Below are 16,200 nucleotides of genomic sequence, written 5' to 3' on the forward strand. Positions count from 1 at the left end.
TAAGATTAAATTACTTAACTTCGTATCACACGGAACAAAAGTATTCCTGTGCGAGAATAAAAGTTTGAAAAACTAACAGGATTAATATTGGTACTAAGCTCGTAGCGGCAAGGGCGGGCCTCAATTCACATTGTGAATTTCCCTTTGTGGGACAGGAGGATTACCGAACCGAGATGGCAGTTCCATTCATGTCGTTTAGAGTTTTTCTAGACCATGATCTCGCACAGGTTTTTTTATTTCTCAGCTTTTCGATTACATGCAAACTTCTTCAATTTCCAAACCCAAAACCGGCCTTCAACTACCGGTTATGGAACAATTTTATACAATTCAAGGCGAAGGCTCCTTCACAGGTTGCGCAGCTTATTTTATCAGGCTAGCCGGTTGCGATGTGGGCTGCGTGTGGTGCGATGTAAAGGAGAGCTGGAATGCCGAAGGATATCCGGTACTGGAAACGACTGATCTGGCGGAAGTGGCCAAAGAGTCGGGGACAGAGATCGTGGTCGTTACAGGCGGCGAACCTGCTATGTACGATTTGAATAGTTTAACGAGCGACCTTCAGAATAAAGGTTTGCGAACCCATATTGAAACATCGGGTACTCACCCCATTCGTGGAAACTGGCACTGGGTTTGCTTCTCTCCAAAGAAATTTAAAAAGCCTTTGCCAGAAGCTTATGAAAAAGCAGATGAACTAAAGGTCGTAATTTTTAATAAACACGATTTTAAATGGGCAGAAACCCATGCCGAATTGGTTCGTAAAGATTGTTTATTATATCTTCAACCCGAATGGAGCAAGGCTGAAGAAATGATGCCATTAATAACAGCCTATGTCAAAGAAAATCCCCGTTGGAAAATTTCTCTTCAAACTCACAAATATCTGGGTATTCCGTAATTGGTGCAGCCTGCTGAAAATTGGTTTTTTTGCTGCTGCCCTTTTGGTGGGCTATCAGGCAAATGCTCAAGATCAGTTTTCTATTTCCAATACCAAAGCTATAAGATCATATAAAAACGCGCAAACTGCTTTTGATCAGCGCAACTACGATTTGGCACTTGCCTTTATTGTTGAAGCTCTTGAAAAGGAAGCGAATTTTATAGAGGCTTATTTTTTCCGGTTTGAGGTGTATTCTGAAATGGGAGATTTGCCGAATGCCGAAATTGCCCTCGAAAAAGGAGTTGAATTAAATCCTGATTTCTTTCCTAATGCCTGGTATTTTCTTGGTGCAGTTGAGTTTAGCCAGGGAAAATACGCGGAGGCCAAACCACATTTTGTCAGATTCAATACCTACCGCGGAGTTAATCCCGAAATGGTAGAGGTAGCTGAAAAACATATTTTAAATTGTGATTTTGCAGTTCACGCAATCACAAATCCGGTAGATTTTAAGCCCATTAATATGGGAGAGGCGATAAATACAGATTCTCCCGAGTATTATCCATGCATATCTGCAGATGGTGAGACTTTTATTTATACCCGTTTAGATAAAGATCCAATGGCTTTCAGGGGGAAAAACGAGAATTTTTATGTGAGTTCGAATCGAGAAGGGATATGGTTTCCCGCTTTTCCTTTGCGATCTGTGAATTCAATATTTAATGAGGGTGCGCCAACACTATCTGCCGACGGCCGCATGCTGGTCTTTACTGCGTGTGAATTAATGGGCGACTACGGCTCTGACCGGAAAGGTTATGGATCTTGCGATTTATTTATAAGCATAAAGGAAGGAAATGAATGGCAGAAACCGATTAATATTGGAGCGCCCATAAACTCTCCATATTGGGAAACCCAACCCAGTTTATCTTCCGATGGAAACACACTCTACTTTGTACGCGGAACGCCATCGCGAACCGGAGTGAAGAATCAGGATATTTATTTTACGACCAAAAATGTCGATGGATCTTGGGCCGAGCCCAAATTGGTTAGCAATAAAATCAATACTCCCGGAAAAGAGGAGTCTGTTCATATTCATCCTGATGGAAAGACGCTTTATTTTTCTTCGAATGGTCATGTGGGGATGGGCGGCCTTGATCTCTATATTTCCCGAAAGGATGAAAATGGCGCTTGGGGTGAGCCGGTAAATCTCGGTTATCCTATTAATACGTATGCGGACGAAAACAGTGTTTTGGTTTCTTCCGGAGGGGCGCTGGCCTATTACTCATCAGACCGGGAAGGAGGTTTTGGAGACCTTGATTTATATACCTTTGAACTACCCGATGATGTGAGACCAACACCTGTTGGCTTTGCGCGCGGAAGGGTTACAGATGCTGAAACCGGAAAAGCTGTTGCTGCTAAACTCGATCTGGCAAATTTAAATAACGACGAGAGAATGTCATTTACAAGCGATTCCAGGAACGGCCAGTTTCTGGTGGCGCTCTCTACCGGTTCTGCTTACGCTATGACAGTGAAGGCGGAGGGTTATTTGATTCATTCCGAAACTTTTACGATGCCAACAGAATTGCCTTCGAATGGATATGCAGTAGATGTGAAGCTCAATAAAATTAAAGAAGGAACTTCGATTGTACTCAAAAATGTATTCTTCGATCTGGATAAAGATGTGCTAAAACCACAGTCAATACCAGAGCTCAAGCAGCTGGCGAACTTCTTAAAATCAAATCCAAACTTGCGTATTGAGGTGGCCGGTTTTACTGACAATCAGGGAGATGATGCGCACAATGCCGATCTCTCAAACCGACGTGCTCTTGCTGTGAAAGATTTTTTGGTGAAAACCGAAGGAATAGATTCAGCCAAAATTACCACAAAGGGCTATGGTGCTGCAAACCCAATAGCATCAAATGATACTGAAGAGGGAAGGGCGAAAAACCGCCGTACCGAGTTTAAAGTAATTGGGATGAATTAAGGGAGTTTTACGAAACGAGAAATTGATTTTAATTCACCGCTTTCGTATAATTTTAAAATGAATAGTCCGGAAGGCAAGCTGCGAATAGCAATTCCGTCGGGCTGATCCTTGATATTTCCATCTAGAAACTGTTTACCGTCGATTCCCAAAATATTAAAAGTGTAATTGAGTGATTCCTCACTATCTACTTGAATGAAGTCTTGAGCCGGATTGGGGAAAATTTTAATTTCGTTTTCTAGAATTTGAGGATTAGATGTGGTAGCCAGGTCTAAAAAGTCTGTGTTGGTTAAATCTCTCTCTCCATTGGCTCCAATTTTTGAAAGCAAAACCTGATAATTGTTGCCAAAACTATTGGAATGGCCAACGCAGACATAGCCGCCATCTGAAACAGGGACGACATCGTAGAATAAATCCTCTCCTATAGATCCTTGCAGTACAGCATATTCAGCCGCAATATCTTGTCCTTGACTATTGAATTCAAAACTAATTGCCGAGTAGTCGGGACTAATTATATCTTTTATTCCACCAGCAACCAGAATATTACCTAGCAAATTTACGTTTATTCCTAAACCAACGTTGGGTTCTGGATTATTCAATGAACGCATCCATTGCAGCAAGCCACTGCTTAAATCAATTGATGATAAATTTATTCGCGAATAGTCATTGCTTTCATACTTCGTTCCTATACTTATAATAAAATTCTCCCAGCAAACGCAACCACTAGCCTCATACTGTCCAAATTCCGGATAGTTAGTAACCCAAACAATTTCACACTCTTGACTTATTCTTCCTACAACAAAGGTTTTTGTTTCTAAAAGATTATTTGAAGAAAACCCCGTAAAAACAATGTTTTGATCATCACAGATATCCACTCCCGTTATTTTCAGTTGCGAAGAGCTTTCGATTAGTGTTTCCCAAATTAACTCTCCATCAGAATCGGTTTTAAAAACCCAACCTTTTTGTATTCCATTTACTGTTTTTGAACCGGCAAGAACAATCTCATCTGCATTATTGAGTGCCATACCCTCAATAAAATCCCAATCGTCTCCTCCAAAAGTTTTTTTCCAAATCACCTGGCCATCCGGGTCTGTTTTAATCAAAAGACCATCATAAGATCCGGATGGGGAGTCGTCTGTATAGCCTGCAATAATAAAATTACCATCCGCATCTTCGGCAAGGTCAATTCCCCAGTCAATTTTACTGGATTCACCAATATTTCTTCCCCATAAATAATCTCCATTTTCATCTACTCTAAGCAAATAAACGTCGGTGCTTGGGTTGTAATAACTATTTGTCGATCCCACAATTAAGTAACCTCCGCCACTACATTCTATTACCGCCCGGCCATATTCATTTCCCGGTCCGCCATAGCTGCGTTGAAAAACTGCTTGGCCATATGCAGCTTGAGCTACAATTACAAGGCAAATAAAATTTATCAAACGTTTCATAAGCGGTGGCTGTAATTAAAATAGATATTTGTTGAGGGCCATTCTGAATCTATAAGCCCTAAAACCTGCCTAGTACCGATTCTGAAAACACCTTGCTTATAAAAAGAAAATTCAGTGCCTAATCCAAAAATATAAGTGCTATAGTCACCAAATCCGGCTGTGAGCCAAAGAAAATTTTTCTTGCCGTATTTCAAATTCAGATCTGCTGAAACTTCCGAGTAGTAATCTTTCCCATAATAATGCAATGCTCTGGCCGATAAAAATAGGCGCGCTTTGGCAGGAGCATAATATTGGATGTTCACATATCCGGGAAGTAGAGACCACTTGTTTACGTTTTCAGCATTTGGTATGAGGCTGTCCACAAGATTATCTACAACATTGCCTAAACGGCCGTCATCACCGGGGCTCCACTCAAAGCCATCAAATTCAAATTGACCTGTTGTATCGCGATACGACAGGTCACGCCAATAGATTGCTCCCAGATCTGAAACCGAAACCCGAAATTTATGACCGGATTTTTCAAAATTATAAACACCGCTCAAGCCTATTCCCACTCCATTACTGAATGGTCGGTATTTTTTTGAAGATTCAGAAAATTCAGAATCTCTCGTGCTGAAGTAGACTCTTTCCGCAAATTCTTCTCCATCAATATCTTCATAGTCAGTGGCCAATCCGGTTGCTCCAAGTTTAAAATCTCTATAATCCATGCCATCATAGACTCCCAGGCTTAGAAATGATCCACTTTTTTTATCAATCAGGCCGAAAGAAAGGCTCTGAAATTCTTCCTTTTTTAAATATGATTTAGATAAAATCGCGGTTCTATCGCCAAAATCTGAATTTCCATTAAAAATGACCTGAAAGAGGTCTTCGCTGAAACCAACATTAATCAGGTTGGTATAACGGTACGAAAAAAGGTAACCAAATCTTTTAGAGTCAGAAAAATAACTTAGGCTAAGTCCTGGGTTCATCGATCCCCGATAATAATTATTACGATCAAGCCGCCGGGCTACACTTTCTTTCAAATCTGAATCGATATATCCACCAAAAGCGATTTTTTGAAGAAATTTCCTATTCAATGCATTGCTAATATCAGAGCGGTCTCCACTAAGTTCGATCAAATAGGTGGTTGTACTGTCATATGGGAGTATTCCATTTTGATACTGGTTTATTTGCCCATAGCTTACCTGAGAGATAAAGGTAAGAACGAAAAAGCTATATATCAGGTTGGTTTTCAAAATGTCAATCTGGAATTTAAATCAGAAGAGATGAGAATTTTCAAACTATCATTTTCATTAAAAATGACGGTCTCCGGATAATTTGTGGTTTCAAAATTTGCTTTAATAGCTATACTTTTTGAATTTTTCAATTGGTTTACCGCGTAGTCATCCAATGAAAATTTCAATAGTGAATTTGAAGGTTCATCTCCATTTCTGCCTGAAATTAAACCTTCCGGATTTTCTAAATAAGGATTCAGTTTAAGAACAACATTGTTAGATCCATCAATAGCATTTATTTCAAGTAAAAAATTGGCGGGAAAAGAATTACTGGCCGCCAAGTATAAGTTTCCGCTTTCAATTGAAAAATTTTCATTGCCCGGCCATTCTAATTTTGTGGTGTCGCGAATACTCAGATTGGTTAAGCTCAATTTCATTGGAATAAGCAGACTAAGGTCACAACGAAGCCTGCTCTTATCAGAGACAAAGTCGTTGTAATTTGAAATATTTCCAAGAGGATTTAAGCTTGCGTTCGCATTTATAAAAATAGAGTCAGGTAAAAGCTCCAGCAATTCCGTAATGTTTGAATTGAAATTGTTTAAGACATAATTCTTTGCAGATGGTAATGGGTCATATCCATTTAATCCGGCTCTGGATAGATTTATATTACTGCCTATCAGACTGTTGCTTAAGTTTACACTGTTTTCAGTAAAGTTATTCCATGCTTTTATCTGAAAAATTGAAGCCTGGATGTCGATTCCGAAACCATTTGTGAAACTCAATTCCGCATTTACTTCGTCTACATCAATCATTGCGTCATTGTATCCGTCAAATGCATTGAAAATCGAACTTTCATTTAAGTTGAGTGCTTCTGTACCAAAATACCCTTTTGCAAATTGCACATCCAGATCAGTATAACTCACCGAGAGCTTTACGATATCTGAATTGACTGCGGTAATTGGTTCACCATTCGCAGGATTGGAAAGTGTAAATTGCACCGCCAGTACATTAAATTCATTTCCGTTTTGTCCGGTGAGATCAAGCTCATAACCTGAAATATCAATTTCTCGATTTAAAAGTCCATTTTCATTACCGCTCGCAGCCGGTATCGTTTCAGAAATCAGGAGACTTTCACCATTTTTAAAGGCTTTGGGGATTTTCAGAATGAAGTTCAAGTCTCCATCAATGCTATTTTCGGCGTTTAGAATTAATTTACCCCCTTTTAGAATGGCTTGACTAAGTTGTGCTTCAACTCCATTGAATTCAAAGGATTCGTCAGAATTATAAAATGTTTGACCCGGATTAAAAGTGAATTGAAGAAGTGGCGCGATAGAGAATATTTTGCTAACTGTGTCGGGTTCAATAGCAATAAGGGAATCGATACCAATGTCAAATATATTTTCCTCAATCCGGATGGCAACACTTTGGTCGCTTCCTATTTGAAGAATTGAATCAGGAATAAGGTCACCAATACCCAGATTGGTTCTAATCAGCGGGGCACTCAGACTAGTGTCCCACGAAGTAGGATCCTTTTGACAGGCTAACAGGAATGATAAAAGAACGAAGATCAAAATTGCCTTTTTCATCCTGCGAATATAGTTCATAGCTCTAAATAATCGGAGAAATGGTAAATGTTTTGGAAAAAGATCGAAATAGAAGTGGTGATTATGGAAAACCACTTGATATAGTAGTCTTTTCTCCTTAATTTCGCGACAATCAACGCTATGTTAAAAAAACGCTTCATAATCTCCTGGTTTTTATCGTCAATCCTGATGTTTGGGCTTGGAATGTTTTGGCATGGTGTATTGCTTAACGACCTAAAATTCATACCCTCTCCGCATACTCTTTTTTATTCTCTGGCGGTGTTGGCCTATATTGTTATAGGTTTTGCGCTCACTTTTGTGTTTACTTATCTCAGTATGGGTATTGGAATAAAGCTTAAAGGTTCGCTTATGGGCGTTGCATTGGGTTTTTTCATCTATCTTATTGCATTTGTGTTCGGCGTATCTTTTAAAGGAGCCGGCACCCAGCATATTGTAGTAGATTTTCTTTGGCAAATGATAGAGCAGGGGGCTGGCGGTGGAGCAGTAGGAACTGTTTATATGCTTGCCCGCCGGCGAGACCAAGTTTTTGGTGATTAATGCTGATTCAGTTAATATCTGTATTTATCCTTCCACCAATTCTTAAGCCGAGTGCGAATTTCATTTTCGCGTGCATTTCCACCGGGCTCATAAAACTTCTCTCCTGTAATTTCAGTTGGTAAGTACTCCTGCGCTTTAAAATTGCCCTCGTAACCATGGCTGTATTTGTAATTGTCACCGTATCCCAAATCACGCATCAGCTTGGTTGGCGCATTTCGCAAATGCATCGGTACTGCCAGATTCCCTTTGTCTTTTGCAAGTGCCATAGCTTTGTTTATGGCGTCGTATGAAGCATTGCTCTTTGGCGAACCGGCAAGATAAACCACGCATTGACTCAATATTATCCGAGCCTCGGGCATGCCTATTTTCTGAACAGAGTCAAAAGTAGTATTGGCCAGAACCAAAGCTGTAGGGTTGGCATTACCAATATCTTCACTAGCTAAAATAATGAGCCTGCGTGCAATAAATTTGGGGTCTTCGCCACCCGCGAGCATACGAGCCAGCCAGTAAATACCCGCGTTGGGGTCGCTTCCGCGAATGGATTTAATAAACGCCGATATTATATCGTAATGCTGCTCACCGTCTTTATCGTAGAGCGCAGGGTTTTCCTGAATTACGTTCGCCACCAGCTCGTCTGTAATAAGTTTAGTGCCAGTGGGCATAGATTGAATGACGGTTTCCAAAACATTGAGCAATCGGCGCGCGTCGCCACCGCTTAGTTTAAACAAGGCTTTTGTTTCAGCAACTTCCAGATTCATCGCAGCCAATTGCTTGTCTTGGCTCAATGCACGCGTTAGCAATTGCTCAAGGTGTTGTACTTCCAGAGCTTTTAATACAAAAACCTGACATCGGGAAAGCAAAGCCGCATTGACTTCAAAAGATGGGTTTTCTGTCGTAGCTCCTATCAAAGTCAGTACTCCTTTTTCAACCGCTCCCAAGAGCGAATCTTGTTGAGATTTGCTAAATCTATGAATCTCATCAATAAATAAAATGGCATTTCCAGAGCCGAAAAGACCGGATTGCTCTACTTTTTGAATAACTTCACGCACATCTTTTACACCCGAACTTACAGCACTCAAGGTGTAAAAAGGACGGTTTAATGAACCTGCAATAATTTTAGCAAGAGTGGTTTTTCCAACTCCCGGGGGACCCCAAAAAATAATAGAAGGGATAATTCCTCTTTGGAGAGCCTGTCTAAAAACAGCATCTTTGCCTACGAGTTGTTCCTGACCTATGAACTCATCGAGATTTTTGGGGCGAAGCCTTTCGGCAAGTGGGGTGAAATCCATTGTGCAAAGCTAAGGAAGCTTTTTTTATTGCAACGTAAATAGGTTACGTTGTGAATAAGAATCTTTGCATTGTTAAAACAGAAACGCTCATTAATTGTCATTCTGATAAACGAATAAAAGAACATATGTCACAATTAGAAAAAGGGTCTAAAGCACCTGAATTTACTGCTAAAGATCAAAACGGAAATGAGATTTCCTTAAAGGATTACCGAGGTAAGAAAGTTATTCTGTACTTTTATCCGAAGGACAACACGCCGGGATGTACCAAAGAATCTTGTAACTTTAGAGACAATTACGCATCTCTTCAAAAACAAGGCTTTGAAGTGATAGGGGTAAGTGCTGACGGAGAGAAGTCGCACCAAAAGTTTATTGATAAATATGATTTACCATTTACGCTTATCGCCGATACCGAAAAGGATGTAATAAATAAATACGGTATCTGGGGTCTAAAGAAGTTTATGGGGAAATCTTATGACGGAATTAATAGAAAAACTTTTTTAATAGACGAAGAAGGAAATATTGAGCATATAATAGAAAAAGTAAAAACCAAAGAAGCAACAGAACAAGTACTAGAGCTAATCAACTTATAATAATTGGAAATTATGGCAGTAGAAGTAAATAAGGAAAAACTAAAGGCCCTTCAGCTTACGATAGACCGAATGGAGAAATCGTATGGCAAAGGTGCAGTAATGAAATTGGGCGATGATGCCGTAGAAAAGGTTGAGGTGATCCCTTCAGGTTCTTTGGGGATTGATCTTGCCCTCGGCATCGGCGGATATCCCAAAGGTAGAGTAGTAGAAATATATGGACCTGAATCGTCGGGTAAAACCACACTGGCGCTTCACGCAATTGCCGAAGTGCAAAAGTTGGGTGGTATTGCAGCATTTGTCGATGCCGAGCATGCCTTTGATCGGTTTTACGCCGAAAGCCTCGGTGTAGATACTGAAAATCTATTTATCTCTCAACCTGACAACGGTGAGCAGGCTTTGGAAATTGCTGAAAATTTGATTCGATCGGGGGCAATAGATTTACTTGTAGTAGATTCTGTTGCTGCACTTACTCCTCGCGCCGAAATTGAAGGTGAAATGGGTGATTCGCAAATGGGATTGCAAGCCAGATTGATGTCAAAAGCACTTCGGAAATTAACAGGTGTTATTTCTAAAACGGGATGTTGCTGTATTTTTATCAATCAGCTACGCGAAAAGATTGGAGTAATGTTTGGCAATCCTGAAACTACAACCGGTGGGAATGCATTGAAGTTTTACGCTTCTGTTCGTATCGATATCCGCAGGGCTACCCAAATTAAAGATGGTGAGAATGTAATTGGAAACCGCACCAGAGTTAAAATTGTGAAGAACAAGGTGGCGCCGCCATTTACCAAAGCTGAATTTGATATTATGTATGGTAAGGGAATCTCGAAAAGCGGAGAAATACTCGATATGGCAGTTGACATGAATATCGTCAAAAAAAGCGGTTCGTGGTTTAGCTATGGCGAAACAAAACTTGGCCAGGGCAGAGATGCTGTAAAATCGCTTATAGAAGACAATCCGGAACTTATGGATGAGCTGGAACAAAAAATCAAAGACGAGCTTAAAAAGAAATAAATGACCTTTTAAAGGAAAGCAAAAGCCGAAAGTGAATTCACTTTCGGCTTTTCAAATTTTGTTGCGTCCTTTGTATTATATAAATCATATCACTGAGGTAGAAAAATGCTACATACCCGAATACTTATTACGCTCATTGCTATTGCTTTAATTTCTTGCGATTCGGCTGAAAATTCTGACAGGCATATTTCCCGAAAAGGGGATACCCAGGAAGTTGATTTGATTGAAAGTTTGAATGACCGCATAGTGGCCAAACCGAATGATCCAAATCTCTATGTGAAAAGAGCCATGGCTTATCGCGATAGAAAAATGATGCAACTCGCCATTAGAGATGCAGAGCGCGCATTAGCAATTGACAGCACAGTATCTTATTTTCACACCGTGCTTGGTGAGCTTGAGTTTCAAAGCGGCCAACTGCGCGGTGCAAGGCTTAGTCTGGAAAAGGCTGTTAAATACGATGATACCAATACCGATGCACTTTTGAAGCTGGCTGAGACGAATTTTCTACTGAGGCGATATGACGAGGCATTGGTTTATACAAATGATGCCCTGCGAATTGATGATAAATTGGCTCAAGGCTATTTCATTAAAGGTTTTATATATAAAGAATTGGGTGATACGACCTTGGCGAAGTCCTCTTTTCAAACGGCCACAGAGGTAAACCCCGAACATTACGAAGCGTATATGGAATTGGGGAATATAACTGCTTATCAGGGAGATCCACTCGCTCTTGAATATTTTAAAACTGCTCTTGAGATTAAACCAAAAAGTGCGGAAGCACTTTATAATTTAGGGATGTTTTTGCAGGCAGGCGAAAAGTACGAGCAGGCCATGGCGATTTACCGACAGTTGATAGATACAGACCCGAATAACTTTTTGGGATACTACAACGCCGGGTATCTTAACCTCACTGAATTTGGAGCGTACGAAACGGCGTTGGCCTATTTTGATACCGTTCTAACTATAGAACCTACTTATGTAGATGCCATGTACAATAGAGGAGTTTGTTTTGAAGAAATGAATGAAAAACAACAGGCTATAAACGTTTACAAGAACGTGTTGGAAATTTCTCCAGATTATACATTGGCAGCCAAAGGTCTGAACAGGCTAATGTAATTCAAAAGATATAAATCTTCCCGAAATTTGTATCAAAAAAAAAGAGCCGAGTAATCGGCTCTTTCTAATTTGTTTGTGTGCAGATATTATTTTACTGCAGTCACAATAGCTTTAAATGCTGTTGGGTGATTCATCGCCAAATCTGCAAGAACTTTTCTGTTCAGCTGAATTTCTTTCGCGTGAAGTTTACCCATAAACTCTGAATAAGACATTCCGTGCTCGCGTGCTCCGGCATTGATACGCATAATCCATAAAGAGCGGAAGTTGCGTTTTTTCTGACGACGATCGCGGTAAGCGTACTGAAGTCCTTTTTCAAGAGTGTTTTTAGCTACGGTAAAGACGTTTTTTCTTCTACCGAAATAGCCTTTCGTTTGTTTGAGAACCTTTTTTCGTCGGGCTCTCGATGCGACTGCATTTACTGATCTTGGCATTTCTTTTTTGTTTTAAGAATAAGTGTTCCAATTACTTGGAATCTTTAAACTCAGTCTTTGGATTAATAAACCTGTTTTACTTTTACTTCGCGTTAAGCATATTCATTACAGCGGGCACATCTGACGTGTGAACCAACCCTGTCTTCGTGAGATCACGTTTTCTTTTGGTTGCTTTTTTGGTCAAAATGTGACTTTTGAATGCATGCTTGCGCTTGATTTTACCCGATCCAGTAAACTTAAATCGTTTTTTGGCACTGGATACGGTTTTCATTTTTGGCATGACTTGATCTATTTATGTGTAATTATAATTAAATTATTTTTTCTTTGGATTGATCATCATAATCATCCGTTTACCTTCAAGTTTTGGCAATTGCTCTACAGCTCCCAAATCCGAAAGTTCCTTAGCAAACTTCAAAAGCAGTAATTCTCCACGTTCTTTAAAAACAATGGTTCTACCCTTAAAAAATACGTAAGCCTTTACTTTAGATCCTTCTTCGAGAAACTTGCGGGCGTGATTAAGTTTAAATTCAAAATCGTGCTCGTCGGTATTCGGTCCAAATCTTATTTCTTTAACAACAACTTTTTGCTGTTTACTTTTAAGCTCTTTTTGTTTCTTCTTTTGATCGTAAAGAAACTTAGAATAATCTATAATTTTACAAACCGGTGGGTCTGCATTTGGCGCGATCTCTACCAAATCGAGATTACGATCTTCGGCCATTTTAATGGCTTCATCAGTTGGATAAACATCTGCGGGCACATCGTCGGCTACAACCCGAACGCTGCGCGCAGTTATTCTATCGTTAATCTTGTGAAGATCTTCTTTTACGACTCTTCGTGTACCGCGTTTCTTGTGAAATCTCTTAGCTATGACCTATCGTTTTTATTAAACATTGCCCAAAAGGGCGTTAATTTCTTCATTTATCATTTCGGCAAAAGAATCTATACTGTGCGATCCTTTATCGCCATCTCCCTGCTTGCGTACTGAAACCGTGCCATCCTTCTCTTCATCCTCACCTACAATAAGCATGTAAGGGATTTTATCTACTTCGGCATCGCGTATTTTACGACCTACTTTTTCACTACGCTCGTCAACGAGGGCGCGAATATCGTAATTATTTAGCTTATTTAAAACCAATTGGGCGTATTTATTATACTTATCGCTTACAGGAAGTATTTTTACCTGCTCGGGAATGAGCCATAATGGGAATTTTCCTGCACAATGCTCAATTAAAACCGCCACAAATCTTTCCATACTTCCAAAAGGAGCGCGGTGAATCATTACGGGTCTGTGTTTGGCATTATCGCTACCCACATACTCCAGTTCAAAGCGCTCTGGCAAATTATAATCAACCTGAATAGTGCCCAGCTGCCATTTGCGGCCTATAGCGTCGCGAACCATAAAGTCGAGTTTTGGCCCGTAAAATGCAGCTTCACCCTCTTCAATAACGTATTTTAATTCCGATTCTTTTACTGTTTCCAGAATGGCTGATTCGGCTTTTTCCCAATTCTCGTCACTTCCGATGTACTTCGTTGGATTATTTGGATCGCGAAGCGAAACCTGAGCTGTAAAATCATCAAAACTTAATGTCTTGAAAATATAAAGTACCAGTTTAATTACTTTTTTGAATTCTTCTTTTACCTGATCGGGCGTGCAGAAAATGTGGGCATCGTCTTGCGTAAATCCGCGTACCCTTGTAAGTCCATGTAATTCACCACTTTGTTCATATCGGTACACCGTTCCAAATTCTGCGAGCCTTAGCGGCAAATCTTTGTACGATCGGGGTTCAGCCTTAAAAATTTCGCAGTGATGCGGGCAGTTCATAGGCTTAAGCAAATATTCTTCTCCTTCGTGGGGTGTAGTAATAGGCTGAAAAGAGTCTTTTCCGTATTTCGCGTAATGGCCTGAAGTTTCGTAAAGCTCCTTGCTCCCGATATGCGGAGTAATTACCGGAAGGTAGCCCGCTTTTTTTTGGGCTTGCTTTAAGAAATTCTCCAACCGCTCTCTGAGAATGGCTCCTTTGGGAAGCCACAACGGCAAACCTTGACCCACTCGTTGAGAAAAAGTGAAGAGTCCCATCTCCTTACCGAGTTTTCGGTGATCGCGTTTGGCAGCTTCTTCAAGCAGTTCTAAATATTCTTTTAGCTCTTTTTGCTTGGGAAAAGTAATACCGTAAATGCGTGTAAGTTGTTTTCTGTTTTCGTCACCACGCCAGTATGCACCGGCAATGGAAGTTAGTTTAACAGCTTTAATAAATCCTGTATTTGGAATGTGGGGCCCGCGGCAAAGGTCTGTAAATCTACCCTGCTCGTAAAATGTTATTGTTCCATCTTCAAGGTCATCAATCAACTCAAGCTTATATTCATCTCCTTTATTCCTGAAATACTCCAAAGCGTCAGGTTTAGAAACTTCACTACGAATAAATTCGTTTTTTTCTCTCGCCAATTCGAGCATTTTGTCTTCAACTTTCGGAAGATCCTTGTCACTTATTTGCTCTTCACCGAGGTCGATATCGTAGTAAAAACCATTCTCTATTGGAGGGCCAATCGCAAATTTGGCTTTTGGGTAAAAATGCTGCAAAGCTTCGGCCATCAGGTGAGCAGAACTATGCCACATAGTAGATTTCCCGCCCTCATCATTCCAGGTAAGTAGGCTTAGTTCAGAATCTTTGGTAATAGGGCGGTTCGAATCAATTATTTCGCCATTCACTTTTGCAGAAAGTACATTTCTGGCGAGTCCTTCGCTTATATCTGTGGCCACTTTCATGGCAGTCACTCCTGAGGGGTATGATTTTACTGATCCGTCGGGAAGGGTAATTTTAATATCCATTGGATATGTTTTCTTTTTTGAGCCTGCAAAGATAAGCATTGCAGAAATTTGATAAAAGGAGAATTGCTTATCGTTTAAAGACTTCTATTTCTTTTGTTTTTTTGATTAGGTCAGTAAACTTACCATTAAACTTGGTTGCCCTTACAATATGATTATCAATCCAATGGTAATTTCCACCACGTGGTTTTCCCAAAAGGAGTCCATGGTATTTAAACCCATGCTTATCCAACCAGGTCTCCGTTATTTCACGATGTTCTTCGGTACGCGAAGTAAAAAAGGTAATTATGTGACCCATGTCATACCATTTATTCAATATTTCAAGAGCATCCTGATAAGGCACACAGGTTGCCATACGCCAAGGTTCTTCGTTGGGCACATCATCGGTAATGGTTCCATCAATATCGATAAGGTAGTTTTTTACCTCTTCATCTAATTGTGGAGAAATCTCATTTCCAAGATTATCGTAAGTTTTTCTAAGCGGGTGTCCGGCAGATTCGGGCATAAATATTTTTTTGATATTGTAAGTTGGCAAAGGTAAAAAGTCCTGCCTTGAAATCCATGTTTCTACTTGAATTTTATACACTTAAAAGAATTTCGCAAAAGAAATGTGAGAAATTTGCTTTGGTATTGCTCATTATGGGAATACTTTATACATTTGCGCTCCCAACGGAGAAGTGGGTGAGTGGCTGAAACCACATGTTTGCTAAACATGCATACTGGGAAACTGGTATCGGGGGTTCGAATCCCCCCTTCTCCGCAACCAGAGGAAAACCCACATCGCGAAGCGGTGTGGGTTTTTTAATGCTCAAAATTTTATAGAGCTTGCTCTAATAAAATTTTGAGCATTAAAAAACCGGCAGCCATTTTCGGCTGCCGTAGGTTTTCCTCTGGTTGTAGGTCCCCCTCCGGGATCAGCACGACGCAGGAGTGCTAATCCCGTGACTGATTTTATAGCTCATTCTCTGCGTTGCACAAAAATTCCAAAATGCTCACGTACGAAAATGTACGCTCCGCTTTTTGAATTCCCGTGCGCCTTGGTAATGAACTCTAAAATCAGTCACTTTCCGAATATAGATTTTTGCTCTGAAAAAAGTAACATAAGAAAAGTGTAGTGTACAGCTACACCTGCGTTGCACAAAAATTCCAAAATGCTCACGTACGAAAATGTACGCTCCGCTTTTTGAATTCCCGTGCGCCTTGGTAATGAACTCTAAAATCAGTCACTTTCCGAATATAGATTTTTGCTCTGAAAAAAGTAACATAAGAAAAGTGTAGTGTACAGCT

General features: G+C 40.2%; 15 protein-coding genes and 1 tRNA gene. 7 read left to right on the forward strand and 9 right to left on the reverse strand.

What is annotated here, in order from left to right; all coding sequences use genetic code 11:
* Positions 1 to 307: 307 nt before the first annotated feature.
* Positions 308 to 889: a 7-carboxy-7-deazaguanine synthase QueE gene (locus tag G3O08_RS06670; RefSeq protein WP_239541028.1), complete on the forward strand. Its 582-nt coding sequence runs from the start codon at positions 308 to 310 to the stop codon at positions 887 to 889.
* Positions 825 to 2,846 (forward strand): OmpA family protein, encoded by a 2,022-nt coding sequence (locus G3O08_RS06675; RefSeq protein WP_163284135.1) that lies wholly within the window; start codon positions 825 to 827, stop codon positions 2,844 to 2,846. The genes G3O08_RS06670 and G3O08_RS06675 overlap by 65 nt, the downstream gene beginning before the upstream one ends.
* On the opposite strand, the gene G3O08_RS06680 is transcribed toward G3O08_RS06675, so the two are convergent.
* The 3 genes from G3O08_RS06680 to G3O08_RS06690 are packed head-to-tail and all read right to left on the reverse strand — an operon-like array spanning position 2,843 to position 7,094.
* Entirely contained in the window at positions 2,843 to 4,294 is a 1,452-nt protein-coding gene (locus G3O08_RS06680) for a T9SS type A sorting domain-containing protein (protein ID WP_163284137.1), read from the reverse strand. The two genes, G3O08_RS06675 and G3O08_RS06680, sit on opposite strands and share 4 nt — an antisense overlap.
* A complete protein-coding gene (locus tag G3O08_RS06685; RefSeq protein ID WP_163284139.1) occupies positions 4,291 to 5,529 on the reverse strand; it encodes a hypothetical protein in 1,239 nt (412 codons plus the stop codon). Before G3O08_RS06685 ends, G3O08_RS06680 begins: the two co-directional genes overlap by 4 nt.
* Complete coding sequence (locus G3O08_RS06690) at positions 5,526 to 7,094, reverse strand: hypothetical protein (protein ID WP_163284141.1); 1,569 nt, start codon at positions 7,092 to 7,094, stop codon at positions 5,526 to 5,528. The genes G3O08_RS06685 and G3O08_RS06690 overlap by 4 nt, the downstream gene beginning before the upstream one ends.
* A 138-nt stretch (positions 7,095 to 7,232) precedes the next feature.
* Between G3O08_RS06690 and G3O08_RS06695 the strand changes: the two genes are divergently transcribed.
* Positions 7,233 to 7,649 carry a hypothetical protein gene (locus G3O08_RS06695; protein ID WP_163284143.1) on the forward strand — a complete coding sequence of 139 codons (417 nt, stop codon included), beginning with the start codon at positions 7,233 to 7,235 and terminating at the stop codon, positions 7,647 to 7,649.
* A gap of 11 nt (positions 7,650 to 7,660) precedes the next feature.
* Here G3O08_RS06695 and G3O08_RS06700 read toward each other — a convergent pair whose 3' ends face one another.
* The gene (locus G3O08_RS06700; protein ID WP_163284145.1) at positions 7,661 to 8,938 is read right to left on the reverse strand and encodes a replication-associated recombination protein A; all 1,278 of its coding nucleotides are present in this window, start codon (positions 8,936 to 8,938) and stop codon (positions 7,661 to 7,663) included.
* 125 nt (positions 8,939 to 9,063) lie between these two features.
* Here G3O08_RS06700 and bcp point away from each other — a divergent pair, with 125 nt between their 5' ends.
* From bcp to G3O08_RS06715, 3 genes are all read left to right on the forward strand, one after another.
* Entirely contained in the window at positions 9,064 to 9,528 is a 465-nt protein-coding gene (gene bcp / locus G3O08_RS06705) for a thioredoxin-dependent thiol peroxidase (RefSeq protein WP_163284147.1), read from the forward strand.
* Positions 9,529 to 9,540: 12 nt separating this feature from the next.
* Positions 9,541 to 10,542, forward strand: a complete 1,002-nt coding sequence (recA, locus tag G3O08_RS06710; RefSeq protein WP_163284149.1) for a recombinase RecA — start codon at positions 9,541 to 9,543, stop codon at positions 10,540 to 10,542.
* A 105-nt stretch (positions 10,543 to 10,647) separates the two neighbouring features.
* Entirely contained in the window at positions 10,648 to 11,658 is a 1,011-nt protein-coding gene (locus G3O08_RS06715) for a tetratricopeptide repeat protein (protein WP_163284151.1), read from the forward strand.
* A gap of 86 nt (positions 11,659 to 11,744) precedes the next feature.
* Here the strand turns inward: G3O08_RS06715 and rplT are convergent, their stop codons facing one another.
* The 5 genes from rplT to G3O08_RS06740 form a co-directional block, all read right to left on the reverse strand.
* A complete protein-coding gene (gene rplT / locus G3O08_RS06720) occupies positions 11,745 to 12,089 on the reverse strand; it encodes a 50S ribosomal protein L20 (RefSeq protein ID WP_163284153.1) in 345 nt (114 codons plus the stop codon).
* Between the two features lie 82 nt (positions 12,090 to 12,171).
* Positions 12,172 to 12,369: a 50S ribosomal protein L35 gene (gene rpmI, locus G3O08_RS06725; RefSeq protein WP_163284155.1), complete on the reverse strand. Its 198-nt coding sequence runs from the start codon at positions 12,367 to 12,369 to the stop codon at positions 12,172 to 12,174.
* Positions 12,370 to 12,402: 33 nt separating this feature from the next.
* Entirely contained in the window at positions 12,403 to 12,957 is a 555-nt protein-coding gene (infC, locus tag G3O08_RS06730; RefSeq protein ID WP_317164044.1) for a translation initiation factor IF-3, read from the reverse strand.
* Positions 12,958 to 12,972: 15 nt separating this feature from the next.
* On the reverse strand, positions 12,973 to 14,916 hold the full coding sequence (thrS, locus tag G3O08_RS06735; protein WP_163284157.1) for a threonine--tRNA ligase: 1,944 nt from the start codon (positions 14,914 to 14,916) through the stop codon (positions 12,973 to 12,975).
* Positions 14,917 to 14,983: 67 nt separating this feature from the next.
* Positions 14,984 to 15,418: an LNS2 domain-containing protein gene (locus tag G3O08_RS06740; protein WP_163284177.1), complete on the reverse strand. Its 435-nt coding sequence runs from the start codon at positions 15,416 to 15,418 to the stop codon at positions 14,984 to 14,986.
* 166 nt (positions 15,419 to 15,584) lie between these two features.
* Between G3O08_RS06740 and G3O08_RS06745 the strand changes: the two genes are divergently transcribed.
* Positions 15,585 to 15,673, forward strand: a tRNA-Ser gene (locus tag G3O08_RS06745).
* The last annotated feature ends 527 nt before the right edge of the window (positions 15,674 to 16,200 follow it).

The sequence above is a fragment of the Cryomorpha ignava genome (assembly GCF_010686655.1).
In the GTDB taxonomy this organism is placed as follows: domain Bacteria; phylum Bacteroidota; class Bacteroidia; order Flavobacteriales_D; family Cryomorphaceae; genus Cryomorpha; species Cryomorpha ignava.